Below are 24,726 nucleotides of genomic sequence, written 5' to 3'. Positions count from 1 at the left end.
TCGTCCACCTCTGCCAGAAGGAGCACTCACCATGACCACCACCCTCGAGCCCGACACCGCCGTCATCGCCAACCCCGGCCACGGCGAGTCCTTCACCGAGCACATGATCAGCATGGAGTGGAACGAGCAGGACGGCTGGTCCACGCCCGAACTGACGTCCCTGCAGAACCTCTCCATCCACCCCGGCATGATCGGCCTGCACTACGGCCAGGTCGCGTTCGAGGGCCTCAAGGCGCACCGCCGGGCCGACGGCGCGATGGGCGTCTGGCGCTCCGCCGACCACGCGCTCCGGTTCCAGCGCTCCTGCGCCCGGCTGGCCATGCCGGAGCTGCCGGCCGACCTCTTCGTCTCGGTGGTCGACCAGCTGATCAACGCCGACCAGGGCAGCCTCTCCGACGACCCGTCGCACAGCATCTACCTGCGGCCGATGATGTTCGGCACCGACACCTCGCTGATGCTGCGGCCGTCCCGGACCTACCGCTTCCTGCTGATGGCCTTCGTCGCGGGCGGCTTCTTCGGCGAGAACACCGAGTCGGTCTCGGTCTTCGTCAGCCACGACTACGTCCGGGCCTTCCCCGGCGGCACCGGCAACGTCAAGATCGCCGGCAACTACGCCCCGTCCTTCCTGGCCCAGCGCGAGGCGGAGGCGGCCGGCTGCCAGCAGGTGGTCTGGCTGGACGCGGTGGAGCGGCGCTACCTGGAGGAGATGGGCGGGATGAACATGTTCCTGGTCCGCGGCCGGGGCGCCGACGCCCGGGTGATCACCCCTCAGCTCACCGGCACCCTGCTGCCCGGCGTCACCCGCAACACCATCCTCACCCTGGCCGAGCGCCTCGGCCACGGCGTCGGCGAGGAGCGGATCACGCTGGAGCAGTGGCGCCGCGAGTGCGCCGACGGCACCATCTCCGAGGTCTTCGCCTGCGGCACCGCCGCCGTGGTCACCCCGGTCGGCCGGGTCCGCGACCGGGACGGCGACTGGACCATCGGCGACGGCACCCCCGGCCCGGTCACCCGCTCCCTCCGCACCGCCCTCACCGACCTCCACCACGGCCTCGCCACCGACCCCGAGGGCTGGCTCCACCCGACCCGTTGAACAGGCGCGGCGTGGGTGGGACCGGGGTTCGCCCCCCGCTCCCGCCCACGCCGCTTTTGGTTCGGATACATCCGAGAGCAGAGAGTTGCGGCAATAGAACACACCACGCAGATCATTCACCTATTCGAGCGAGCGAAGGGGCCGTCCGGGGCATGTCGGCGCACCGTCGATCTACTGTCGTACTCGACCGGGGGCGGGCGGTCGACATCGGTCCTTCAGCTGCCCAACTCCGGTGTTCTCACGATTATTTGACGACCTGTCGGCACGACAGGCGGTCCGCCGTGACCATATGAAGGAGACCCGGCAGATGTCCGTGGATGCAAGCCTGGAGACCACGCAGGCGCAGGAGAAGCAGCTGAGCCTCGGCACAGCCGCTGCGCGCAATCTCGCCACCACGACCAAGTCCGCCCCGCAGATGCAGGAGATCACCTCCCGCTGGCTGCTCAAGGTGCTGCCCTGGGTGCAGACCTCCGGTGGTGCCTACCGGGTGAACCGCCGTCTGACGTACACCGTCGGGGACGGCCGGATCGACTTCGTGAAGACCGGCTCCGAGGTCCGGGTGATCCCGGCCGAGCTGGGTGAGCTGGCGCTGCTGCGCGGCTTCGACGACGCGGACGTGCTGGTCGCACTGGCCGGCCGCTGCGTGCAGCGCGAGTTCCGGGCCGGCGAGGTGCTGGCCGAGCTCGGCGAGCCGATCGACCAGCTGCACCTGCTGGCCCACGGCAAGGTCAGCCGGGCCGGCCTGGACGCGTACGACGCGCCCACCCAGCTCGGCGTGCTGGCCGACGGCGACCGCTTCGGCGAGCAGAGCCTGACCGACGGCACCGCCCTGTGGGACTACACGGTCAAGGCCGTCACCAACGGCACCGTGCTCTCGCTCTCCCGCGCCGACTTCCAGGCCGTGCTGGACGCCTCGCCCGCCCTCCAGGCGCACGTGCAGGAGTTCCTGACCCTCCCGCAGCAGCGGCAGAACGAGCTGGGCGAGGCGGAGATCGCCCTCTCGGCCGGCCACTGGGGCGAGGTCCAGCTCCCCGGCACCTTCGTCGACTACGACGCCACCCCGCGCGAGTACGAGCTCAGCGTCGCCCAGACCGTGCTCCGGGTGCACACCCGCGTCGCCGACCTCTACAACCAGCCGATGAACCAGACCGAGCACCAGCTCCGGCTGACCGTCGAGGCCCTGCGCGAGCGGCAGGAGTTCGAGCTGGTCAACAACCCCGAGTTCGGCCTGCTGAACAACACCGACTTCAAGCAGCGGCTGCAGACCCACTCCGGCCCGCCCACCCCGGACGACCTGGACGAGCTGCTCAGCCGCCGCCGGGACACCGACTTCCTGCTCGCCCACCCGCGCACCATCGCCGCGATCGGCCGCGAGTTCAACGCCCGCGGCCTGTACCCGGACCACGTGGACCTGCACGGCTCCAAGGTCCCGTCCTGGCGCGGGGTGCCGATCCTGCCCTGCAACAAGATCCCGGTCAGCAAGGACCGGACCAGCTCGATCATCGCGATGCGGACGGGCGAGGAGAACCAGGGTGTGATCGGCCTGCACCAGACCGGCATCCCGGACGAGTACCAGCCGAGCCTGTCGGTCCGCTTCATGGGCATCGACGAGAAGGCGATCATCTCCTACCTGGTCACCGCCTACTACTCGGCCGCCGTCCTGGTGCCGGACGCGCTGGGCGTGCTGGAGAACGTCCAGATCGCCAACGGTCGCGACTAGTCGTCAGGTTGAGCTGAGCGTCGGGCGGGTCGGCAGAACAGCCGGGCCGCCCGACGCCATGTCAGGGGACCCGGAACGGGGCGCCCCACGAAAGGCTTGGCACCGATGGCGCCGCAACCCTTCCAACTGCCGGACTTCTACCTGCCGTACCCGGCCCGGCTGAACCCCCACCTGGAGAGCGCCCGGGAGCACTCGAAGGCCTGGGCCCGCGAACTGGAGATGATCGAGGGCTCCGGGATCTGGGACGAGGACGACTTCGACCGGCACGACTACGCGCTGCTCTGCGCCTACACCCACCCGGACTGCGACGCGGCCGAGTTGGCGCTGATCACCGACTGGTACGTCTGGGTCTTCTTCTTCGACGACCACTTCCTGGACATCTTCAAGCGCAGTGGCGACCTGGTCGGCGGCAAGGCCTACCTGGACCGGCTGCCCGCCTACATGCCGCTGGACGACAGCCAGGGCTACCCGGAGCCGACCAACGCGGTCGAGGCCGGCCTGGCCGACCTGTGGGCCCGGTCCGTCCCCGCCATGTCGATGGCCTGGCGGGAACGTTTCGCCGTGGCCACCAAGGCGCTGCTGGACGAGTCCATGTGGGAGCTGGCCAACATCAACGAGGGCCGGGTCTCCAACCCGATCGAGTACATCGCGATGCGCCGCAAGGTCGGCGGCGCCCCCTGGTCGGCCGGCCTGGTGGAGCACGCGGCGGGCGCCGAGGTGCCAGCCGTGATCGCGGCCAGCCGTCCGATGGAGGTGCTGCGGGACAGCTTCTCCGACGGCGTGCACCTGCGCAACGACCTGTTCTCGTACCAGCGCGAGGTCGAGGGCGAGGGTGAACTCTCCAACGGGATCCTGGTGCTGGAGCGCTTCCTGGACTGCTCCACCCAGGAGGCGGCCGACCGGGTGAACGACCTGCTCACCTCCCGGCTGCAGCAGTTCGAGCACACCGCACTGACCGAGGTCCCGGCCCTGCTGATCGAGCACGGCCTGGACGCCCGGGCCGCCGCCGACGTGTTCGCGTACGTCAAGGGGCTGCAGGACTGGCAGTCCGGCGGCCACGAGTGGCACCTGCGCTCCAGCCGCTACATGAACGAATCGGCCGACCTCGGCCCCGGCCTGCCCTCGTTCCTGAACGGCCCGTCCGGGCTGGGGACTTCGGCCGCCCGACTGTTCGGCTCGGTCGCCCGGACCATGCCGGCCCGGCTGCGCAGCTTCACCCACACCCCGTTCGAGCAGGTCGGCCCGACCGAACTGCCGGACTTCTACCTGCCGTTCAGCAACGCCCTGAGCCCGCACCTGGACCGGGCCCGGGAGAACGTGGTGGAGTGGGCGCACCGGATGGGGCTGCTGGACCTGGTCCCCGGTGTGCCCGGCTCCGGCCTGTGGACCGAGGAGAAGCTGCGCGCGTACGACTTCGCGCTCTGCTCGGCCGGCATCCACCCGGACGCGAGCGCCGAGCAGTTGGACCTCACCACCTGCTGGCTGGCCTGGGGCACCTGGGGCGACGACCTCTACCCGCTGGTCCACGGCCGGACCGGAGACCTGGCCGGGGCCAAGCACCTGCACGCCCGGATGCTGGAGCTGATGCCGGTCGAGGGGCCGGCTGGGATCACGCCCGTGCACCCCCTGGAGGTCGCCCTGGCCGACCTCTGGACCCGGACGGCCGGCCCGATGCCGGTCGAGTCCCGCCGGACCTTCCGGGGCGCGGTCGAGCAGATGCTGGAGAGCTGGCTCTGGGAGCTGGCCAACCAGATCCAGAACCACATCCCGGACCCGATCGACTACATCGAGATGCGCCGGCGCACCTTCGGCTCGGACCTCACCATGAGCCTGGCCCGGCTGTCCCGGGGCAACAGCATCCCGTCCGAGGTCTTCGCCGCCACGCCGGTGCTGGAGCTGGAGGCGGCCGCCGCCGACTACGCCTGCATGATGAACGACGTCTTCTCCTACCAGAAGGAGATCCAGTTCGAGGGCGAGATCCACAACATCGTCCTGGTGGTGCAGAACTTCCTCGACTGCGACCGGCACCAGGCGCTGGCCATCGTGGACGACCTGATGACCAGCCGGATGAGGCAGTTCGAGCACCTCACCGAGATCGAACTCCCGGCCCTGTTCGATGAGTTCCGGCTCGACGACGCGGCCAGGCGGGAGCTGGAGGGCTACGTCCAGGAGATCCGGCACTGGCTGTACGGGATCAAGGTCTGGCACTCCGAGTGCGACCGCTACAACGAGGCCGCGCTGCTGCGGCACTTCGCACCGACCGTCACGCCGGTCCGGCAGCCGCTGAGCGGCCCGACCGGGTTCGGCACCTCGGCCGCCAGAGTGCTGGAGCTGATCAGGGCCGGCTGACACCGGCCGACCGAGGGGTCCGGGTGCGCGCGCCCGGACCCCTTCCGCACACCGTCCAATCCGCGCACCAATCACACTGGCTGACGATCGGTTAGCCCTTTCGAGGTATTCAGTGCCCAACTGGAGAACCTATCCACCGGCTCGCTCGGTGATCACCCACGTGAGCGACAACTCCCCTTCGACAGCGCGCCGATGGCTCTGGCGAGCCGTCACGGTGGCGGGCGCCACGGCGCTCTGCTCCGCCCTGGCCGGGGCCGCCGCTCCCGGCGCACCGCAGGACCGCGGGGGCCTCGTCGGGTCCGGCTACCACTGGTGCTCTCGGATCGAGGTGGGCTTCGCACCGGTCTCGGTCGAGGTCACCACCGAGTTCGGCTTCGACCTCGGCGACGGTCACGGGCACGGCCACTGGCCGCCGCACCACCACCCGTGCCCGCCCAAGCCGACGCCCAGCCCCACCCCCTCGCCCAAACCCTCGCCCACGCCCACCCCGACCCCGACGCCCACTCCGCCGCCCAAGCCCTCGCCGCCCCCGAAGCCGACCCCGCCGCCCCCTGCGCCGCCTGCCCCCAAGCCGAAGCCGTCCCCGTCGCCGACCCGTGCGGTCGTCCCGCCTCCGCCATCGCCGACGCCCAGCCCCACCCCCACCCCCAAGGTGACGCCACCGCCGCTACCGGCTCCGGCACCTGCCGTAACGTTCCGCCGCCCGGCCCCGGTGGCCGCCGTCGAACCGCCCAAGCGAACCGGCATGCCGACCACCCGGACCGTCCTGCTGGTGACCGTCCCGGCCGTCCTCGCGGCGGGTGCGATGCGGCCGCGCGGACGCTCCTCCGGCGGCGGCCGCGGCCGCTCCTGATCCACCCCCTGAACTGAATCCACCGGAAACCGAATTGGAGCTCTCTCATGTCTGAGTGGGTGGCACTCCTCATCGCCATGGCCGGCGTGTGCGCCGTGGTGCTGGCGGTCGTCGTACTGCGACAGCGTCGGGTCGGTGAGGACGACGACCCGACCGAGACGCCGGACGTCATCGAGTACATGACCATGATGATCGGCGTGGTCTACGCGATCGTCCTCGGCCTCGCCATCGCCGGCGTCTGGGAGGCCCGCGGCGCCGCCCAGGCCGACGCCCTCCGCGAGGCCCAGTCCCTGCACGAGGTCAGCGCCCGCGCCGAGGTGCTCCCGGCCGCCGACCGCGACAAGGTCCGCAGCCAGGTCGACGCCTACGTCTCGTACGTGGTCGACACCGAGTGGTCCTACATGGAGAAGCACGAGGAGCTCTCCCCCGAAGGCACCGCGCTGCTCGACCAGTTGCGCCAGACCGTGACCGAACGCGCCCCGCAGAGCGAGCTGGAGAACCAGGCCTACCAGCCCATGGTCGAGCGCGTCGCCACCGCCGACGAGGCCCGCAACTCCCGCGGCCAGAGCGTCGGCCCGGCCCTCCCGGGCGTGGTCTGGTTCGGCCTGGTGGCCGGCGCGGTGGTCACCGTCGGCATGCTCTTCGCCCTCCAGATCCGGCGCTCCCCACGGGAGTTGATGCTCGCCGCCGCCTTCAGCGCCCTGATCGGCTTCCTGCTCTTCCTGATCTGGGACTTCGACAACCCCTTCGGCCGGGGCATCGCCGTCACCGCCCAACCCTTCCTCGACCTCTTCCCCGGCTGACCCTCCGGCCGCACCACACCCTCGGGGCCCTGCCGCACCACGCCGGCCGGGCCCCGACCCGTACCGTCACAGCCCACGCCCCGTAGTACAGTCCGGCCACATGATCACCCGGGGGGACGGATGAGGACGAGGCGGCGCAGGCGGATCGCGTGGTCGCTCAGAGGGCTCGCGCTGCTGGCAGTGCTGGCGTACCTGCCGGGGCTGCTGGCCTCCCGGTCGGGTGGGCTGGTGGAGGTCGAGCGCTGGTTCAACCACCCGGTGCTGCTGCTCGGGGCTGCGGTCGTGCTGACCGTGGTCTCGGTGGTGGTCGAGTGCGAGTTCCGCACCCAGTGGTCCCAGATCGGCTGCGCGGCCGCCCTGTTGGCGATCGGTGCCGTCGGGCTGCCGATCGTGGCCCTGACGTTCGTGACCGGCAGCGACGCGCGGCCGGCCGTCCGGAAGGCCGACCCGGACCACCCCGACCGTGTGCTGACCGTGACCGACACCGCCTTCTCGATCGACCCGGACTTCCACGTGGAGTTGCTCACCGGCACCGGCTGGTCCGCCCGCCACTGGGACCTGGGGAGGTGGAACGAGCGCGACGGGCGCGGCTACTTCAAGGGCGCCGCCTGGTCCGGCCCGGGCCAGCTCACGGTGACCGCGGAGCACGAGATCACGGTCTTCAACGTGGACCCGGCCACCGGCCGGCCGAGCACGCCGACCACGGGGCGCCGGTAGCCGGTCCGCGGACCGGTCTGTCGGTGCGAGGGTGCAGGATGCCGGCATGGCGATCACCAACCAGCAGGTGGCTGGACACCCGTTCCTGAAGGCGCTCTACGCGGACGCCTACTACCCGGACCACGTCCTCGACCTGGGCCGGGCGGTCCTGCTGCGGCTGTGCGAGCGGATCGAGGCCGAGCAGCCGTCCGACCTGGCGGCGCTGTACGCGCTCACCGAGGTCGCGACGGAGGAGTTCAACGCGCTGGAGGCCGAGTTCGAGGCGGCAGGCAGCGAGATCGAGACCGTGGCCCGGGAGGAGATCGCCGAGGACTTCTGGTTCGTCGCCTCGGCGTACGGCTTCACCGACGCCGATGTGGAGCAGCTCATCTCCGCCCGGGAGTGGTGACACCGGGGCCCGCCACGTTTGCCGAATCGGCAACAGGCTTTGGCGCCGGAGCACCCCCGGGCGCAGCATCGTCGGGACGGCACCACCGACGGACGGAGAGCAGCTGATGACCACCGAGCAGTTCTGGGACGAGCGCTACGGCCAGAGCGACCGGATCTGGAGCGGCGAGCCGAACGCCGCCCTGGTCCGCGAGACCGCCGGCCTCACCCCCGGCACCGTGCTGGAGCTCGGCTCCGGCGAGGGCGGCGACGCGATCTGGCTGGCCAGGCAGGGCTGGCGGGTCACCGCCTCCGACGTCTCCCGGGTCGCCCTGGCCCGGGCGGCCGAGCACGCCGGGGCCGAAGGCGTCGGCGACCTGATCGACTGGCAGCAGCACGACCTCGCGGTCAGCTTCCCGGCCGGGACGTACGACCTGGTCACGGCCAGCTTCCTGTACTCGCCGGAGATGCCCCGGGCCGAGATCCTGCGCACCGCCGCCACGGCGGTCGCCCCCGGCGGCACCCTGCTGATCATCGGCCACGGCCCCTGGCCGGACTGGCACCAGGGCCCCCGCCCCGACATCGACCTCCCCACCCCGCAGCAGGTCCTCGCCGACCTGGCCCTCCCCGCCTGGCAGGTGCTCACCTGCGAGGAGTACGAGCGGACCCAGAAGGGCCCGGACGGCGAACCCGCCGTCCGGATCGACAACACCCTCAAGCTGCGCCGCCCCGCCGCCGGCTGAGACACCGCCGGGTGCTGCGGGTGCCCCGGCGGGGCCCGGGTAGGCTGCCGGGTGCCCCTTCCGACCTGCGTGTTCCCCGCTGAGGAGTCCGTGTTGAGCAGCGTTCTGCCGTCCGGCCCGCCGATCACGGTGGTCGGGATCGGGGCCGACGGGTGGGACGGACTCGGCGAGCAGGGCCGGGCCGCGCTGCTCGCGGCCCGGACGGTGCTGGGCGGGCCGCGCCAACTGGAGCTGCTGCCAAGCGAGGTGACGGCCGCCCGGGTGGGCTGGCCGACCCCGCTGCGGCCCGCCGTCCCCACCCTGCTGGCCGAGCACGCGCACGCCGGCCTGGCGGTGCTGGCCAGCGGTGACCCGATGTTCTTCGGCATCGGCCGCGCCCTGGCCGAGGTGGCGGGGGCCGACCGGCTCCGGGTGCTGCCGCACCCCTCCTCCCTCTCCTACGCCTGCGCCCGGCTGGGCTGGCCGCTGGAGTCGACCGAGGTGGTGAGCCTGGTCGGCCGCCCCCTGGAGACCCTGAACCTGGCGCTGCAGCCGGGCCGCCGCGTCCTGGTGCTGAGCGCGGACGCCGCCACCCCCGCCGCCGTCGCCGAGCTGCTGACCCGTCAGGGCTGGGGCGCGACCCGGCTCCGGGTGCTGGAGCAGCTCGGCGGTCCGGCCGAGCACCACCTCGACGGCACCGCCGCCGCCTGGCCGCACCCGCCCGGCGACCCGCTCAACGTGATCGCCCTCGACTGCGCCGCGGACGGGCCGCGCCACTCACTCGTCCCGGGCCTGCCGGACGGGTCGTACGAGTCGGACGGCCAGCTGACCAAGCGGCACGTCCGGGCCGCCACGCTGGCCACCCTCGCCCCGTCGCCCGGCGAGCTGCTCTGGGACATCGGCGGCGGCTCCGGCTCGATCGCGATCGAGTGGCTGCGCGCGCACCGTGACTGCCGGGCCGTCACGGTCGAGCGCGACCCGGTCCGGGCCGGCCGGATCGCCCGCAACGCCGCCGGACTCGGCGTCCCCCGGCTCCGGGTGGTGACCGGCCCGGCCCCGGCCGCCCTGGCCGGGCTGCCCACCCCGGACGCGATCTTCGTCGGCGGCGGCCTCACCGCGCCCGGCCTGCTGGACGCCTGCTGGGCCGCGCTGCCGGTCGGCGGACGGCTGGTGGCCAACACGGTGACGCTGGAGTCCGAGGCGCTGCTCACCGAGTGGTACCGGCGGCACGGCGGCGAGCTGCTCCGGCTGGCGGTGGCGCACGCCGTCCCGGTCGGGGGTTTCACCGGCTGGCGGCAGGCGATGCCGGTCACCCAGTGGTCGGTCGTCAGAGAGACCCGGAGCGAGACCCACCGAGGGACCCGAGAGGACACAGCGTGACCGTCTACTTCATCGGCGCGGGCCCCGGCGCCGCCGACCTGATCACCCTGCGCGGCCAGCGGCGGATCGCGGCCAGCCCGGTCTGCCTGTACGCCGGCAGCCTGGTCCCGCCGGAGCTGCTGGCCGAGTGCCCGCCCGACGCCCGGCTGGTGGACACCGCCGAGCTGAACCTCGAGCAGATCGTGGCCGAGCTGGTCCGCGCGCACGAGGCCGGCCAGGACGTGGCGCGGCTGCACTCCGGCGACCCGTCGGTGTTCAGCGCGGTGGCCGAGCAGATGCGCCGCCTGGACGCCGCGGGCGTGCCGTACGAGGTGGTTCCCGGCGTCCCCGCCTTCGCCGCCGCAGCGGCCGCGCTCAAGCGCGAGCTGACCGTGCCGACGGTCGGTCAGACCGTCATCCTCACCCGGGTGGCCCGCCAGGCCACGCCGATGCCCGAGGGCGAGGACCTGGCCACCCTCGGGCGCAGCGGCGCCCTGCTGGTGCTGCACCTGGCGACCCGCTACGTGGAGAGCGTGGTCGAGGAACTGCTGCCGCACTACGGCGCGGACTGCCCGGCCGCCGTGGTCGCGATGGCCAGCCGCCCGGACGAGCTGGTGCTGCGCGGCACCCTCGGCGACATCGCGGCCCAGGTCAAGGAGGCGGGCGTGCTCCGCACCGCCGTCATCCTGGTCGGCCGCACCCTGGGCGCCTCCGGCTTCCGCGACAGCCACCTCTATTCGGCCGACCGCGACCGCCACCCCTGCGTCTGACCGACCGGGTACGCCTGGGACCTGCTGCGGGCGGCCTACTCCCAGTCCGGGTGTTCGCGGGTGGCCCAGTCGGTGGCGACGGTGCCGGTGCGCATGCCCCGGCGGGCCTCCGGGTCCTTGACGGCCTGGTAGACGTGGCCGGTGACGGCGACGGCCACCGCGACGGCGAGCCAGTCGTGGACGAAGGTGGCGCCGGTGCGCCAGAGCAGCGGGGCGAGGTGGGTGAACCACATCAGCAGGCCGGTGCCGAGCATCACCAGCACCGCCCCCGCCGTGAACGCCGCGTACAGCTTCTGCCCCGCGTTGAACTTGCCCGCCGGGCGCCGGTACGAGCGCCGCCGCACCGCCCGCAGCCAGTCCCGGTCCACGGCGGTGAAGCGGTTCAGCCGGGTGAGGTCGGCGCGCAGGGCGTGCGAGACCAGGCCGAGCAGCAGCGGGACCGGCAGCAGCAGGCCGGACCACTCGTGCACCAGCACCACCAGCCGCCGCCGGCCGACCAGTTGGGACAGCGGCGGGTAGTACAGGAACGCGGCGGTGACCAGGCAGCTCAGCATCAGCGCGGCGGTGGCCCGGTGCACCCGCCGCTCGGCCGGGCTGAACCGCGGCCTGCGCGGGGACTCAGGCGGTCGGGGCATCGTCGCGTCCGTTCGACTTGCCGACCCAGGCGTCCACGTCGTAGCCCAGCCGCTCCCAGTAGCCGGGCTGGACGTCCGAGGTGAGGGTGATCCCGGAGAGCCACTTCGCGGACTTGTAGAAGTACATCGGCGCCACGTAGAGCCGCACCGGCCCGCCGTGCTCGTGGGTGACCGGGGCGTCCTGCATCCGCAGCGCCACCAGGACGTCGTCGCGGCGGGCCTGATCGAGGGTCAGGCTCTCGGTGTACGCGCCGTCGAAGCAGCTGAACCGGACCGCCGTGGCGCCCGGCTGCACCCCGGCGGAGTCCAGCAGGTCCGCCAGCCGGACGCCCTCGAAGGGCGTGGCGGGCACCCGCCAGCCGGTCACGCACTGCACGTCGCGGACGATCCGCCGCTGCGGCAGCGCCTGCAGCTCCGGCAGCCGGTAGCTCGCCGGGCGGTCCACCAGCCCGTCCACAGTGAGGGTGTAGTCGGCCGCCGTCCTGGCCCGGACCGAGCTGACCACCGAGTAGTAGCGGAAGCCGCCGCCCCCGGGCAGCAGCCCGGTCAGGCCGGTCGGGTCCTTGCTGGTCACCGCCTCCACCCCGCGCTGCAGGAACGGCCCGGCCGCCACCCCTGCCGCCCCGAGCCCGAGCATGGCCAGCACCACCCGCCGCCCGACCGGTGCTCCCGCCGTCCTGCCTTCGTCCGTCACACCCCGATCAGACCAGCCCCGGCGCCCGGTGACCAGGGCCGGGGCCCGGACGTCAGACTTCCGTCATGTCTGCGCGGACCGTCGCCGGGCTCAGGCCCGGCCGACGATGGTGCCCGCGCGGTCGATGCAGATCACGTCGACCGCGACCGGCGCGCCGCGCAGCACGTCCAGCGCGGTGTCCCGGGCACCCGCCGCGACCAGGTCCCCGAGCGGGACGCCGGCGGCCGAGCAGAGCTGGATCGCCTCCAGCGCGGTGTTGGCCGCTGCCACCGCCGCCACCAGCTCCGGGGCGGCGCCGCCGGTGCGGGCCAGCGCGGCGAGGAAGCCCTTGTCGACCTGGGAGCGGGCCGAGTGCAGGTCGAGGTGCCCGGCGGCGAGCTTGGAGAGCTTGGCGAAGCCGCCCGCGATGGTGAGGCGGTCGACCGGGTGGCGCTTGACGTACTTGAGCACGGCGCCCGCGAAGTCGCCCATGTCGAGCAGTGCGTCCTCCGGCAGGCCGTGCACCGCGACGGCGACCTTCTCCGAGGTGGAGCCGGTGCACCCGGCGACGTGGGTGCGCCCGGCGGCCCGGGCCACGTCGACCCCGCGCCGGATGCTGTCGATCCAGGCCGAGCAGGAGTACGGCACCACGATCCCGGTCGTCCCCAGGATCGACAGGCCGCCGAGGATGCCGAGCCGGGGGTTCCAGGTGGAACGGGCGATCTCCTCGCCGTGGTCGACCGAGATCTCCACCACGACGTCGCCGCTACCGCCGTACCGGGCCGCCACCTCGGCGACGTGATCGCGCATCAGCTGCCGGGGCACCGGGTTGATCGCGGGCTCGCCGACCGGGATCGGCAGCCCGGCCTTGGTGACCGTCCCGACCCCGGGGCCGGCCCGGAAGACCACGCCGCTGCCGGGCGGGCCGAGCCGTACGGTGGAGCGGATCAGGGCCCCGTGCGTGACGTCCGGGTCGTCCCCGGCATCCTTGACCACGGCGGCCATCGCCGCACCGGAGCCCAACTCCTCGGCCGCCAGGGCGAAGGCGGGCTGCTGGCCCTTGGGCAGGGTGATGGTCACCGGGTCGGGGAAGTCGCCGGTCAGCAGGGCGGTGTACGCGGCCGTGGTGGCCGCCGTCGCGCACGCCCCGGTGGTCCAGCCGTGCCGGAGGCCGCTGCTCTTGAGCTGTCCGGCCCGGCCTCCCGTAGTCTCACCAGCCACGTACGTTCCCTGGAGTTCCGTTGCACATCCTGATCCTCGGCGGCACCACCGAAGCCCGCGAGCTGGCCGCCGCCCTGGCCGACCGTACCGAACTGAAGGTGACCAGTTCGCTCGCCGGGCGGGTGGCCCACCCCCGGCTGCCCGTCGGCGGGGTGCGGGTCGGCGGCTTCGGCGGGGTCGCGGGGCTGGTGGCCTGGCTGCGGGCCGAGCGGGTGGACGCGGTCATCGACGCCACCCATCCCTTCGCCGGAGCCATCAGCCGTAACGCGGCCGAGGCGGCCGCCGAGGTCCATGTTCCCCTGTTGGCCCTGCGTCGTCCCAGCTGGGTGCCGGTTCCGGGCGACCGCTGGCACCCGGTCGGCTCGCTGGACGAGGCGGCGGCGGCGCTTCCGGCGCTCGGCAGCCGGGTCTTCCTGACCACCGGGCGCCAGGGGCTGGGCGCCTTCGCGGTGCTGGACGGCCTGCACTTCCTGGCCCGCTCGGTGGACGCACCCGAGCCGCCGATGCCCCGTCACATCGAGGTCCTGCTCGACCGGGGGCCGTTCACGCTGGACGGTGAACGGGCGGTGCTGCGCGAGCACCGGATCGACGTGCTGGTGACCAAGGACAGCGGCGGCGCGGCCACCGCCCCCAAGCTCACCGCCGCCCGTGAACTGGGCCTGCCGGTGGTGATCGTGCGCCGTCCGGAACCGCCGGCGGGCGTGCCGACGGTCCCGGACGTCCCGTCAGCCCTGGACCGGCTCGCGCAGCTGTGAGAGTGCGGTCTCCAGCGCCTGGTCGGCCGGTACGGCGACCTCCGGGACCACGCCGACGCCCTCCCAGTTGGTCTTGGTGATCGGGTTGATCGAGCGCGCGGTCGGCACGGTGACGGCCACGTGCGGCGTGAGCGCGAACCGCTCGGTCGGGTGGGCGCCGCCCCGGGTGGTCTCGCCGATCAGGGTGGCGCGCCGGTTGGCCTGGAGGTTGTAGGCCAGCTCCTCGCCGCCGGAGAAGGTGAAGGCGGCGGTCAGCACGGTCACCGGGCGGTCCAGGTAGCGCGGCGCCGGGAGGTGCGGGTAGGTCCAGAACTGCCGGGTGGAGTCGGTCTCCCGGTCGTAGATGTCGTTCAGGTGCAGCTCGTCGTCGGCGAAGAAGAAACTGCACCAGAGCGCGACGCCGTTCGGCGAGCCGCCGCGGCAGTTGCGCAGGTCGATCACCAGGCCGTCGGTGTGCGCGACCAGCTGCATCGCGGCGCCGAACGCCTGGTACCCGGCGTCCGCGTCGGGAATGAACCGCAGGTCCAGGTAGCCGATGTTGCCGTCGAGCTGCTCGACCCGCTGGATGCCGTAGTTGCCCTTGCGGTAGTACGCCGCCCAGCGCTCCTTCTCCTCCTCCGGCGAGTCGTCCTCCTCGACCGGGACGGCCTCGTCGGACCAGAGCAGGCGCAGGTGCTTGTCCGGCTGGACCTCCTGGAGATGGGCCGTCACGGCCGCGCACAGCTCGGGCCCGGCCAGTCCGGTGTACTCGCCGCCGGCGGCGCGCCCGCGGATCGCGTCCTCGAGCGCGGCGGTCACCTCGGGGAAGACGTACCGGGAAGTGATCTTGGCCAGAGCGGCGTCGAGGATCTCGTGGTTGGAGGTCATGGGGGGCGATGCTAGGGCCACCGCCCCCCGCTGACCAGAGAATTAAACCGGCGGGTAACGTCGCGGCGTCCAGACCACCTCGGTGCCGTTGTCGCGCTGCACCGCCTGGGTCTGCGAGGAGCCGATCAGCAGGATGGTCCGCATGTCGACCTCGGCCGGGTCCAGCTCGCCGAGCCGCACGGTGCGGACCCGCTCGGTCGGCCCGCCGACGTCGCGGGCCAGCACCACCGGGGTGTCGGCGGCCCGGTGCTCCAGCAGCACGTCCCGGGCCAGCCCGACCTGGGTGGTGCGGGACTGCGAGCCCGGGTTGTAGAGCGCCAGCACCAGGTCGGCCCCGGCGGCGGCGCGCAGCCGGGCCGCCACCACCTCCCAGGGCTTGAGCCGGTCGGAGAGCGAGACCACGGCGTAGTCGTGGCCGAGCGGGGCGCCGGCCCGGGAGGCGGCGGCGTGCGCGGCCGTCATGCCGGGGACGATCCGCACCGGTACCGAGCGGTACGGCTCGGCGCAGGCGGCCTCCAGCACGGCGGTGGCCATCGCGAACACGCCCGGGTCGCCGGAGGAGACCACCGCGACCCGGCGGCCCCGGCGGGCCAGGTCGAGGGCGAACTCGGCCCGCTCCGCCTCCACCTTGTTGTCCGAGCCGTGCCGCTGCTGGCCGGCCCGCACGGGCACCCGGTCGATGTAGGTGGTGTAGCCCACCAGGTCGGTGGCGGCGGCGAGTTCACCGCGCGCCTCGGGGGTGAGCCAGAGCGGCCCGGCCGGTCCGGTGCCGATCACCACCACCTCGCCGGGGCCGTCGTACGCCGGGGCCGACGCACCGGCCGCGACCCGGCTGGGCAGCACCGCGACCGAGAAGTACGGCACCGAGTCGGGGTCCACCTCGGCCAGCGGCGCGGTGCGCTCGCCCGGCATGGTGGCCCGCTCGACGTAGTGCGCCTCGGCCAGCCGGCCGGAGCGCTCCAGCGCCCGCCGCACGGTCGGGAAGGTCCGGCCGAGCTTCATCACCACGGCCGAGTCGGCCGAGGCCAGCCGGGCCGTCAGCTCCTCCTCCGGCAGCGTGCCGGGCAGGATGGTGAGCACCTCCTCGGCCTCCACCAGCGCCTTGCCGAGCCGGGCCGCCGCGGCACTGACCGAGGTCACGCCGGGGACCACCTCGGTCGGGTACCGGTGCGCCAGCCGCTTGTGCATGTGCTGGTACGAGCCGTAGAACAGCGGGTCGCCCTCGGCCAGCACCACCACGGTGCGCCCGGCGTCCAGGTGCGCGGCCAGCCGCTCGGCGGCCTGCTCGTAGAACTCGTCCAGCGCGCCCCGGTAGCCGCCCGGGTGGTCGGTGGTCTCGACCGTGATCGGGTAGACCAGCTTCTCCTCGACCACGCCCTCGCGGAAGTACGGCGCCGCGATCGAGCGCGCGATCGACCGGCCGTGCCGGGCGCTGTGGTACGCCACCACGTCGGCCTCGCCGATCAGCCGGGCGCTCTTGACCGTCACCAGCTCCGGGTCGCCGGGGCCGAGCCCGACGCCGTACAGCAGACCGGTCGTACGCTCCGTCATTCTTCCTCGCTCGCAATCGCGTTGATCGCGGCAGCCGCCATCGCGCTGCCACCGCGCCGGCCCCGGACCACCAGGTGCTCCAGGCCGGACGGGTGCGCGGCCAGCGCCTCCTTGGACTCGGCCGCACCGATGAAGCCGACCGGGACGCCGATCACGGCGGCCGGGCGCGGGGCACCGGCCTCGATCAGCTCCAGCAGCCGGAACAGCGAGGTCGGCGCGTTGCCGACGGCGACCACCGCGCCCTCCAGGTGCGGCAGCCAGAGCTCCATCGCGGCGGCGGAGCGGGTGTTGCCCAGCTCCTTGGCCAGCCCGGGCACCGAGGGGTCCGACAGCGTGCAGATCACCTGGTTGTCGGCGGGCAGCCGCTTGCGGGTCACCCCGCTGGCGACCATCGACACGTCGCACAGGATCGGCGCCCCGGCCCGCAGCGCGGCCCGGGCGTCGGCGACCACCCGGGGCGAGTGGAGCACGTCCTGCACCAGGTCGGTCATCCCGCAGGCGTGGATCATCCGCACCACGACCTGGGAGACGTCGGCCGGCAGGTGGGCCAGCTCGGCCTCGGCCCGAATGGTGGCAAAGGACTCGCGGTAGATGGCCGCCCCGTCCTTCTCGTACTCGATCACGTGGTCCTCCGGGCCTCGGCTACCGCCTCGGCCATCTGCTCCGTTGTCAGGTCCTGCGAGGTCGGGCCGGACATCCGATGGGCCGTCACCCGGTAGCCCGCCCCGGTGGCGAGCACGTCCACCCACGCACCGGCGGGGTGGCCGCAGCGCCGTTCGCAGCCGGACCAGTGCACGGGGGCACCCGGTTCGACCGCGAGGTCCAGCGCCCGGGCGGCATCGGTCCGCACGTCGGCCAGCGACTTGGCGCAGCCGGGCGCGCCGGTGCAGGCGGTGGCCCGCTCCCACGGCGATCCCGGTGCGGTGCGCAGACCCGCCGGGGCGGGACCGGTGGCGCCGGGGAGCACCACGCTGCGCCAGGGGGTGATCCGCAGCTCGGGGGCGGCCGCGGCGAGTTGCCGCAGCTGCGCCGCGCTCAGCCGGCCGAACCGGGTGCCGACCACCAGGCCGCCGTCGAACCGGCCCGGCTCGGGCGCGGTGCCGGTCGGCGGGGGCAGCGGCTCGGCGCCGGGGTCGACCAGCTCGGGGGCGTCCCGGACGAACCAGGCCTTGGCACCGGCCGCGGCGATGAACTCCTCGGCGGCGGCCAGCGCGGCGGACGCCTCGTCACCCGCCGCCACCCGGCGGGCGGTGACGGCCCGGCCGAGCCGCAGCAGCGCGCCGCCGCCCGGCGTTGCGATCAATGTCACATCGGCGTCCAGCGCCGCCACGTCCCCGCGCCCGTCGTCCAGCGCGAACAGGAACAGCCCGGCCAGTCCGGCCGCCGCCGGGCTGGCGCAGAGCCGCTGGTCCAGCTCCCGCACCCAGGCCCGGACGTCGGCGTACCCGCGGCCGTCCAGCCCGGACAGCGGGGAGGCGACGATGTTGCGGACCCGCTCGTGCGTCTCCGACGGCAGCAGCCCGGCCGCGCGCAGCGCGTCGCCCAGCTCGGCGCCCGAGTCGGCGGGCAGGCCGCGCAGTTGGACGTTGCCGCGCGAGGTCAGCTCCAGCGCGCCGTCGCCCCACCGCTCGGCCAGCCCGGCCAGCACCAGCGCCTGACGGTCCGTCAGCAGTCCTCCGGGCAGCCGGACCCGGGCCAGCGCACCGTCGTCGGCCGGATGCAGCCGGAGCGCCCCCGGGCAGGCGTCACCGCGCTCCCGGTCGGACGGACCGGGGCGTGACTCGGCAGCGGCGGGTGCGGGTGGCATGGCGGCGAGCATACCGACGATCGGCCGGTTCGCCGGTGTCCGGTGCATCACGTGGGCCTGGTCCCATCCCCGGCGCCACCCCGTACGATGCTCAGCGGACGGGCCTCGCGGCCGGTCCGCTGCCAGCGACGGCAATGTGGAGGAAACCGGTGCGAACCCGGTGCGGTCCCGCCACTGTGACCAGGGCCCAGCCCTGGGAGCCAGGAACTCCTGCCGTCCTCACACTGCCCGGGGCGCGGACCTCGAGGAAGGCTCCACCATGCGCTGTTCCTCGCGGTTCCTGCCTCCGTCCCGGGGCGTCGTCACGGCCGGGAGGGCCTCCGCATGATCCTGCTCCTCTCCACCTCAGACACCGACCTGCTGAGCGCCCGCGCCTCGGCCGGACCGGTCCCGTACCGCCTGGGGAACCCGGCCCGGATCGGCGTCGGGGACCTGCCCGAACTGCTGGACGGCACCGACCTGGTGGTGGTCCGGCTGCTCGGCGGCCGCCGGGCCTGGCAGGAGGGCCTGGACGCGCTGCTGGCCGGGCCGCGCCCGGTCATCGTGCTGACGGGTGAACAGGCCCCGGACGCCCAGCTGATGGAGCTCTCCACCGTCCCGGCCGGTCTGGCCGCCGAGGCGCACGCCTACCTCGCGCACGGCGGCCCGGCCAACCTGGCCGAGCTCGGCGCCTTCCTCTCCGACACCGTGCTGCTCACCGGCCACGGCTTCGAGCCGCCCGCCTCCGCCCCCGCCTGGGGTCCGCTGGAGCGTCAGGCCGCCGAGAACGACGGCCCGCTGGTCACGGTGCTCTACTACCGCGCCCACCACATGAGCGGCAACACCGCCTTCGTCGAGACCCTCTGCCGGGCGATCGAGGACCAGGGCGCCCGGGCCCGGGCCTTCTACTGCGCCTCGCTGCGCGGCGCCGAGCCCGAGCTGCTGGCCGAGCTGGGGCAGGCCGACGCGCTGGTCACCACCGTGCTCGCGGCGGGCGGCACCCGCCCGGCCGACGCGCAGGCCGGCGGCGACGAGGAGGCCTGGGACGCCGGTGCGCTGGCCGCGCTGGACCGGCCGATCCTGCAGGCGCTCTGCCTGACCTGGTCGCGGGCCCAGTGGGAGGCCAGCGACGACGGCCTGTCCCCGCTGGACACCGCCACCCAGATCGCGGTGCCGGAGTTCGACGGCCGCCTGATCACCGTCCCGTTCTCGTTCAAGGAGCTGGACCAGGACGGCCTGACCGTCTACGCCGCCGACCCCGAGCGGTCCGCCCGGGTCGCGGGCATCGCGGTCAAGCACGCCCGGCTGCGCCATGTCCCGGCCGCCGAGCGGCGGTTGGCCCTGGTGCTGTCCGCGTACCCGACCAAGCACGCCCGGGTCGGCAACGCGGTCGGCCTGGACACCCCGGCCTCGGCGATCCGGCTGCTCACCCGGCTGCGGGCCGAGGGCATGGACATCGGCACCGACGTCCCCGGCCTGGACACCACCGACGACGGCCACGAGGGCGACGCGCTGATCCACGCCCTGATCGCGGCCGGCGGCTACGACCAGGACTGGCTGACCGAGGACCAGCTGGCCCGCAACCCGGTCCGCATCCCGGCCGCCGACTACCGCCGCTGGTACGCGAAGCTGCCCGCCGGTCTGCGCGAGCAGGTCGAGCAGCACTGGGGCCCGGCCCCCGGCGAGCTCTACGTGGACCGCTCGCAGAACCCGGACGGCGACATCGTGCTGGCCGGCATCCGCTCGGGCAACCTGCTGGTGCTGATCCAGCCGCCGCGCGGCTTCGGCGAGAACCCGGTGGCGATCTACCACGACCCGGACCTGCCGCCGAGCCACCACTACCTGGCCGCCTACCGCTGGATCGAGGCCGCCCAGGAGGACAACGGCTTCGGCGCCCACGCGGTGGTGCACCTCGGCAAGCACGGCAACCTGGAGTGGCTGCCCGGCAAGACCGCCGCGCTCTCGGCCGAGTGCGGCCCCGACGCCACCCTCGGCGACCTGCCGCTGGTCTACCCCTTCCTGGTCAACGACCCGGGCGAGGGCACCCAGGCCAAGCGCCGGGCGCACGCCACCCTGGTCGACCACCTGGTGCCGCCGATGGCCCGGGCCGAGTCGTACGGCGACATCGCCCGGCTGGAGCAGCTGCTCGACGAGCACGCCAACATCGCCGCGATGGACCCGGCCAAGCTGCCCGCGATCCGGGCGCAGATCTGGACCCTGATCCAGGCCGCCAAGCTCGACCACGACCTCGGCCTGGACGAGCGCCCCGAGGACGACGGCTTCGACGACTTCCTGTTGCACGTCGACGGCTGGCTGTGCGAGATCAAGGACGCCCAGATCCGGGACGGCCTGCACGTGCTCGGCCAGGCGCCCGCCGGGGTGGACCGGGTCAACATCGTGCTGGCCATCCTGCGCGCCCGGCAGATCTGGGGCGGCGTCAGTGCGCTGCCCGGCCTGCGCGAGGCGCTCGGCCTGGACGAGGCGGCGCTCACCCTGGGGGCGACCGACGCGGCCGAGGCGCAGGCCCGGGCGCTGGTCGAGGCGATGGAGGCCGAGGACTGGGCCCCGGCCGCGGTGGAGAAGGTCGCAGCCGGCCACCCGGACGCGGTCCGCGAGGTGCTGGACTTCGCCGCCCGCGAGGTGGTGCCCCGACTCGCCGCCACCACCGACGAGTTGGACGCCGTGCTGCACGCGCTGGGCGGCGGCTTCGTGCCGGCCGGCCCGTCCGGCTCGCCGCTGCGCGGCCTGGTGAACGTGCTGCCGACCGGGCGCAACTTCTACTCGGTCGACCCGAAGGCGGTGCCGTCCAAGCTGGCCTGGGAGACCGGGCAGGCGCTGGCCGCCTCGCTGGTCGAGCGCTACCAGGCCGACAACGACGGCGAGTTCCCGCCGTCGGTGGGCCTCTCGCTCTGGGGCACCAGCGCGATGCGGACGGCGGGCGACGACATCGCCGAGGCGTTCGCGCTGCTCGGCGTCCGGCCGGTCTGGGACGACGCCTCGCGCCGGGTCACCGGTCTGGAGGCCATCCCGCTGGCCGAGTTGGGCCGCCCCCGGATCGACGTCACGCTGCGGATCTCGGGCTTCTTCCGGGACGCCTTCCCGCACGTGGTCGCGCTGCTGGACGACGCGGTGCGGCTGGCGGCCGCCCAGGAGGAGGCCGAGGGCGAGAACTTCGTCCGGGCCCACGTCCAGGCCGACCTGGCCGAGCACGGCGACGAGCGCCGCGCCACCACCCGGATCTTCGGCTCCCGCCCCGGCACCTACGGCGCGGGCCTGCTCCAGCTGATCGACAGCCGGGACTGGCGCACCGACGCCGACCTGGCCGAGGTCTACACGGTCTGGGGCGGCTACGCCTACGGCCGCGAGCTGAACGGCCGGCCGGCCCGGGAGGAGATGGAGACCGCCTACAGGCGGATCACCGTCGCGGCCAAGAACACCGACACCCGCGAGCACGACATCGCCGACTCGGACGACTACTTCCAGTACCACGGCGGCATGGTGGCCACCGTGCGCGCCCTCACCGGCAAGTCCCCGACCGCCTACATCGGCGACTCCACCCGGCCGGAGACGGTTCGCACCCGCACCCTCACCGAGGAGGCGGCCCGGGTCTTCCGCGCCCGGGTGGTCAACCCGCGCTGGATCGAGGCGATGCGGCGGCACGGCTACAAGGGCGCCTTCGAGATGGCCGCCACGGTCGACTACCTGTTCGGCTACGACGCCACCACCGGCGTGGTCGCCGACTGGATGTACGAGAAGCTCACCCAGGAGTACGTGCTCGACCCCACCAACCGCGAGTTCCTCAGCGGGGCCAACCCCTGGGCGCTGCACGGCATCAGCGAGCGCCTGCTCGAGGCCGCCGACCGCGGCCTCTGGGCCGAGCCCGACCCGGCCCTGATCGACGCCCTCCGGACCGCCTTCCTGGAGACCGAGGGCGACCTGGAGGGCGACAGCTGACCCCTGCGCAGTGCCCGCGCCGCCCGTCCCGCACACCTGCGGGGCGGGCGGCCGTCGTTCTTCCCCGGAATTCCCCCCACCTGGGAGAACCGGTAAAGGGAATGCCGGTCCCCCACCTGGCAGCTGACAGGGTTTCATACGAACGACCCGCAGGTGCACGTCAACCGGTGCCACGATCGCCGGGCTGCCGGAGCACACCGGCGGCCCGGTGCGGCTCCCGGCCCACCGGTCTCCAGCGAAACGGGGAACGCCATGCGCCTGCGCCGCACCGTCCTGACCGTCTTATCCGCCCTGGCACTGCTGACCACCGCCGCCACCGGAGCCGTGCCCTCGGCTGCGGTGACTCCCGGCGCCTCTGTGACCGCAGCCACCGCAGCGGCCGAGACCGGAGGCGGCTACACCACCACCCGGGTCCGGCTGCTGAGCGACGTCGAGCTGGAGCCGGGCGCCGCGCTCGCGGTCCAGGTCTCCGGCGCCTCCGGCCTGCCCGCCGGCCTCGCCTCCGTGACGGTGAACGTGGCGGCCAAGGGCAGCACCGACCTCGGCCGACTGGTGCTCCACCCCTCCGGGGAGGTCGAGCCGGACACCGGTGCGGTCAGCTACGACAAGGCGCACTACGCCGCCACCACGCTGATCACCAAGGTCGGCTCGGACGGGAAGATCAAGCTGATCAACCAGGGCACCGGCAGCGCCCGGATCTACCTGGACGTGCACGGCTACACCCAGCAGCAGGGCTCGGGCCTGTCCTTCGTCCCGCTGACCCCGCAGCGCATCCTCGCGCCGACCACCGTCGGCGCGGGCGGCAACCTCGAACTCAAGCCGCTCGGCCTCGGCGGCGTGCCCGCCACCGGCGTGCAGGCCGTCGCCCTCACCGTCACCGTGAAGAGCGCCACCACCGGCACCATCCGGGTCTACCCGGCGGGTGAGGGCTGGCCGGCCGACGCGACCCTCGACTACGCCAAGGACGCCGTCCAGCAGAACTTCACCGTCGCCAAGATCGGCACCAACAGCACGGTGAACATCCACAACCTGGCGTGGGGCGGAGCCGAGGTCGCGGTGGACGTGGCCGGCTACTTCACCGACTCCACCACCGCCGGGCTGCGCTCCGCGATCCGCCCGGTCAACCCGGTCCGGATCGCGGAGAAGCTGGTCCTCCCGGCCAACGGCGTGAAGACCGTCGACCCCCGCGGCGTCTCCGGCGTCCCGGTCCTGAACAGCACCGCGGTGGGTGCGAGCGTCACCGCCTTCGGCGCCGACGCCGCCGGCGCCGTGCAGGTCTACCCCTCCGGCGGCACCGCGCCCGCCGGAAGCACCGTCAACTACCTTGCGGGGTTGGAGAACACCGGCTTCACGCTGGCCAAGCTCGGCTCCGACGGGAAGATCAGCCTGCGCAACACCGGCACCGCCCCGGTCACCGTCTGGGTGGACGTCTACTCCTACGCCGAGCTGGTGGACCGGGTCTTCCCCGCTCCCGCCGGTCCCGGTGAGGCGATCGAGAACATCACCGGCACCGCCGACCTGAGCACCGAGACCAGCTCGGACGCGCAGTACATCGCCGTCTCCTCGAAGACCGACGACTCCGGCACCACCACCGTCCGGATCCCGCGCGACCCGCAGCAGGGCGTCACCCTGACCAGTGCCACCGGGGCCACCGCCACCTTCGGCCTCCCCGCCACCGGCACGGCCTCCCGCACCGCTGCCGGCACCGTGCTGTACAGCGGCACCACCGGGAGCTACTCGGTCGGCGTGCAGCCCACCGCCGACGGCGGCTTCCGCACCTTCGCCCACCTCAACAGCGCCTCCGCGCCCAGCAGTTACGCCTTCCCCGTCACCCTGCCCGCGGACACCCACCTCGCCGTCGACGAGCTGGACGGCAGCGCACTGATCGTCCGCGAGCACGTCAGCGACACCGACCCGGCCGTCCTGCTGGAGGAGATCGGCCGGATCCAGAAGCCCTGGGCCCGGGACGCCGCGGGCCGCACCTGGCCCACCAGCTACACCGTGCAGGGCAACACCCTCACCCTGAACATCGACCTCACCCCGGCGGCCGTCGCCGGCGGCACCGTGAGCCCGGTCTTCCCGGTGGTCGCCGACCCGTCGGTGAACCGCAACTGCGGGATCATCACCTGCTCCTGGTACTTCAGCAAGGCCACCACCCGCTGGATCAAGGACCAGTTCGACCGGAACGGCTGGACCGTCGCCACCGCCAGCGGCATCATCTGCGCCCGGCTCGGGCACCCGGTCGCCGTGGGCGCCTGCGCCATCGCGATCGCCTACTACTACAACAGCGCCTACAACAACACCCGGGACGCCTACAACCGCGGCGGCTGCCTGGTGGTCCGGGTGAACATCTTCTGGTCCGCCACGCCGTACACCGCCTGGCGCACCGTCCGCTTCGACAACGTGCCGCTCAGCAACCGCTACTGCTACGCGAGCTGACCTGCCCGAAGCCCCGGTGGGGGCGTCCGCCGTTGGCCTTGGCGTTGGCTATCGCCGCGTCGCGGCCGGGGGCGGCGGTGGCCGCACCGGTCT

At 73.5% G+C, this 24,726-nt stretch carries 20 protein-coding genes and 1 riboswitch; of the genes, 13 read left to right on the top strand and 7 right to left on the bottom strand.

Features of this window, described 5'->3' with window-relative positions:
- Nucleotides 1-31 precede the first annotated feature (31 nt).
- The 10 genes from ABT118_RS24430 (at nt 32) to cobM (ending at nt 10,752) form a co-directional block, all read left to right on the top strand.
- Nucleotides 32-1,093: a branched-chain amino acid aminotransferase gene (locus ABT118_RS24430; protein ID WP_350672662.1), complete on the top strand. Its 1,062-nt coding sequence runs from the start codon at nt 32-34 to the stop codon at nt 1,091-1,093.
- Nucleotides 1,094-1,400: 307 nt separating this feature from the next.
- The gene (locus ABT118_RS24425; protein ID WP_350672659.1) at nt 1,401-2,813 is read left to right on the top strand and encodes a family 2B encapsulin nanocompartment shell protein; all 1,413 of its coding nucleotides are present in this window, start codon (nt 1,401-1,403) and stop codon (nt 2,811-2,813) included.
- A 105-nt stretch (nt 2,814-2,918) separates the two neighbouring features.
- Nucleotides 2,919-5,162 (top strand): terpene synthase family protein, encoded by a 2,244-nt coding sequence (locus ABT118_RS24420; RefSeq protein ID WP_350672658.1) that lies wholly within the window; start codon nt 2,919-2,921, stop codon nt 5,160-5,162.
- Nucleotides 5,163-5,310: 148 nt separating this feature from the next.
- Nucleotides 5,311-6,015 (top strand): hypothetical protein, encoded by a 705-nt coding sequence (locus ABT118_RS24415; RefSeq protein WP_350672657.1) that lies wholly within the window; start codon nt 5,311-5,313, stop codon nt 6,013-6,015.
- A gap of 47 nt (nt 6,016-6,062) precedes the next feature.
- Nucleotides 6,063-6,818, top strand: a complete 756-nt coding sequence (locus ABT118_RS24410; protein WP_350672655.1) for a bestrophin-like domain — start codon at nt 6,063-6,065, stop codon at nt 6,816-6,818.
- Nucleotides 6,819-6,938: 120 nt separating this feature from the next.
- A complete protein-coding gene (locus tag ABT118_RS24405) occupies nt 6,939-7,535 on the top strand; it encodes a hypothetical protein (RefSeq protein WP_350672654.1) in 597 nt (198 codons plus the stop codon).
- A gap of 46 nt (nt 7,536-7,581) precedes the next feature.
- A complete protein-coding gene (locus ABT118_RS24400; protein WP_350672652.1) occupies nt 7,582-7,923 on the top strand; it encodes a DUF5713 family protein in 342 nt (113 codons plus the stop codon).
- A 106-nt stretch (nt 7,924-8,029) separates the two neighbouring features.
- Nucleotides 8,030-8,644: a class I SAM-dependent methyltransferase gene (locus ABT118_RS24395; protein ID WP_350672651.1), complete on the top strand. Its 615-nt coding sequence runs from the start codon at nt 8,030-8,032 to the stop codon at nt 8,642-8,644.
- A 90-nt stretch (nt 8,645-8,734) separates the two neighbouring features.
- On the top strand, nt 8,735-10,003 hold the full coding sequence (gene cbiE / locus ABT118_RS24390) for a precorrin-6y C5,15-methyltransferase (decarboxylating) subunit CbiE (protein ID WP_350672650.1): 1,269 nt from the start codon (nt 8,735-8,737) through the stop codon (nt 10,001-10,003).
- Nucleotides 10,000-10,752 (top strand): precorrin-4 C(11)-methyltransferase, encoded by a 753-nt coding sequence (gene cobM / locus ABT118_RS24385; protein WP_350672649.1) that lies wholly within the window; start codon nt 10,000-10,002, stop codon nt 10,750-10,752. Before cbiE ends, cobM begins: the two co-directional genes overlap by 4 nt.
- A 35-nt stretch (nt 10,753-10,787) precedes the next feature.
- Here the strand turns inward: cobM and ABT118_RS24380 are convergent, their stop codons facing one another.
- From ABT118_RS24380 to ABT118_RS24370, 3 genes are all read right to left on the bottom strand, one after another.
- Entirely contained in the window at nt 10,788-11,387 is a 600-nt protein-coding gene (locus tag ABT118_RS24380; RefSeq protein WP_350672647.1) for a cytochrome b/b6 domain-containing protein, read from the bottom strand.
- A complete protein-coding gene (locus ABT118_RS24375; protein WP_350672942.1) occupies nt 11,371-12,024 on the bottom strand; it encodes a molybdopterin-dependent oxidoreductase in 654 nt (217 codons plus the stop codon). The genes ABT118_RS24380 and ABT118_RS24375 overlap by 17 nt, the downstream gene beginning before the upstream one ends.
- Nucleotides 12,025-12,171: 147 nt before the next feature.
- Entirely contained in the window at nt 12,172-13,281 is a 1,110-nt protein-coding gene (locus tag ABT118_RS24370) for a cobalt-precorrin-5B (C(1))-methyltransferase (RefSeq protein WP_350672645.1), read from the bottom strand.
- 20 nt (nt 13,282-13,301) lie between these two features.
- On the opposite strand from ABT118_RS24370, the gene ABT118_RS24365 reads away from it, so the two are divergent.
- On the top strand, nt 13,302-14,036 hold the full coding sequence (locus ABT118_RS24365; RefSeq protein ID WP_350672643.1) for a cobalt-precorrin-6A reductase: 735 nt from the start codon (nt 13,302-13,304) through the stop codon (nt 14,034-14,036).
- Here the strand turns inward: ABT118_RS24365 and ABT118_RS24360 are convergent.
- From ABT118_RS24360 to ABT118_RS24345, 4 genes are read right to left on the bottom strand one after another with little or no spacing between them, the layout of a single operon-like run.
- Nucleotides 14,007-14,903, bottom strand: a complete 897-nt coding sequence (locus tag ABT118_RS24360; RefSeq protein WP_350672641.1) for a S41 family peptidase — start codon at nt 14,901-14,903, stop codon at nt 14,007-14,009. The two genes, ABT118_RS24365 and ABT118_RS24360, sit on opposite strands and share 30 nt — an antisense overlap.
- A gap of 42 nt (nt 14,904-14,945) precedes the next feature.
- On the bottom strand, nt 14,946-16,454 hold the full coding sequence (locus ABT118_RS24355; protein ID WP_350672639.1) for a precorrin-2 C(20)-methyltransferase: 1,509 nt from the start codon (nt 16,452-16,454) through the stop codon (nt 14,946-14,948).
- Nucleotides 16,451-17,077, bottom strand: a complete 627-nt coding sequence (locus tag ABT118_RS24350) for a precorrin-8X methylmutase (protein ID WP_350672637.1) — start codon at nt 17,075-17,077, stop codon at nt 16,451-16,453. Before ABT118_RS24350 ends, ABT118_RS24355 begins: the two co-directional genes overlap by 4 nt.
- Nucleotides 17,074-18,273: a ferredoxin-like domain-containing protein gene (locus ABT118_RS24345; protein ID WP_502884657.1), complete on the bottom strand. Its 1,200-nt coding sequence runs from the start codon at nt 18,271-18,273 to the stop codon at nt 17,074-17,076. Before ABT118_RS24345 ends, ABT118_RS24350 begins: the two co-directional genes overlap by 4 nt.
- Nucleotides 18,274-18,370: 97 nt before the next feature.
- A riboswitch (cobalamin riboswitch) is annotated at nt 18,371-18,480 on the top strand.
- A 105-nt stretch (nt 18,481-18,585) separates the two neighbouring features.
- Here ABT118_RS24345 and cobN point away from each other — a divergent pair.
- Nucleotides 18,586-22,194, top strand: a complete 3,609-nt coding sequence (cobN, locus tag ABT118_RS24340) for a cobaltochelatase subunit CobN (RefSeq protein WP_350672635.1) — start codon at nt 18,586-18,588, stop codon at nt 22,192-22,194.
- 252 nt (nt 22,195-22,446) lie between these two features.
- A complete protein-coding gene (locus ABT118_RS24335) occupies nt 22,447-24,633 on the top strand; it encodes a hypothetical protein (protein WP_350672633.1) in 2,187 nt (728 codons plus the stop codon).
- Nucleotides 24,634-24,726: the final 93 nt, after the last annotated feature.

Source organism: Kitasatospora sp. NPDC002040, from assembly GCF_040296785.1.
In the GTDB taxonomy this organism is placed as follows: Bacteria; Actinomycetota; Actinomycetes; order Streptomycetales; family Streptomycetaceae; genus Kitasatospora.
The sequence above is the reverse complement of the archived record's forward strand: the minus strand, read 5'-3'. Positions and strand labels throughout refer to the sequence as shown.

What these genes read in the sequence shown, in the direction of transcription:
- ABT118_RS24430 (WP_350672662.1), top strand. Translation starts at nt 32, where the DNA reads ATGACCACCACCCTCGAGCCCGACACCGCCGTCATCGCCAACCCCGGC.
- ABT118_RS24425 (WP_350672659.1), top strand. Translation starts at nt 1,401, where the DNA reads ATGTCCGTGGATGCAAGCCTGGAGACCACGCAGGCGCAGGAGAAGCAG.
- ABT118_RS24420 (WP_350672658.1), top strand. Translation starts at nt 2,919, where the DNA reads ATGGCGCCGCAACCCTTCCAACTGCCGGACTTCTACCTGCCGTACCCG.
- ABT118_RS24410 (WP_350672655.1), top strand. Translation starts at nt 6,063, where the DNA reads ATGTCTGAGTGGGTGGCACTCCTCATCGCCATGGCCGGCGTGTGCGCC.
- ABT118_RS24405 (WP_350672654.1), top strand. Translation starts at nt 6,939, where the DNA reads ATGAGGACGAGGCGGCGCAGGCGGATCGCGTGGTCGCTCAGAGGGCTC.
- ABT118_RS24400 (WP_350672652.1), top strand. Translation starts at nt 7,582, where the DNA reads ATGGCGATCACCAACCAGCAGGTGGCTGGACACCCGTTCCTGAAGGCG.
- ABT118_RS24395 (WP_350672651.1), top strand. Translation starts at nt 8,030, where the DNA reads ATGACCACCGAGCAGTTCTGGGACGAGCGCTACGGCCAGAGCGACCGG.
- ABT118_RS24380 (WP_350672647.1), bottom strand. Translation starts at nt 11,387, where the DNA reads ATGCCCCGACCGCCTGAGTCCCCGCGCAGGCCGCGGTTCAGCCCGGCC.
- ABT118_RS24375 (WP_350672942.1), bottom strand. Translation starts at nt 12,024, where the DNA reads ATGCTCGGGCTCGGGGCGGCAGGGGTGGCGGCCGGGCCGTTCCTGCAG.
- ABT118_RS24360 (WP_350672641.1), bottom strand. Translation starts at nt 14,903, where the DNA reads ATGACCTCCAACCACGAGATCCTCGACGCCGCTCTGGCCAAGATCACT.
- ABT118_RS24355 (WP_350672639.1), bottom strand. Translation starts at nt 16,454, where the DNA reads ATGACGGAGCGTACGACCGGTCTGCTGTACGGCGTCGGGCTCGGCCCC.
- ABT118_RS24345 (WP_502884657.1), bottom strand. Translation starts at nt 18,273, where the DNA reads ATGCTCGCCGCCATGCCACCCGCACCCGCCGCTGCCGAGTCACGCCCC.
- cobN (WP_350672635.1), top strand. Translation starts at nt 18,586, where the DNA reads ATGATCCTGCTCCTCTCCACCTCAGACACCGACCTGCTGAGCGCCCGC.
- ABT118_RS24335 (WP_350672633.1), top strand. Translation starts at nt 22,447, where the DNA reads ATGCGCCTGCGCCGCACCGTCCTGACCGTCTTATCCGCCCTGGCACTG.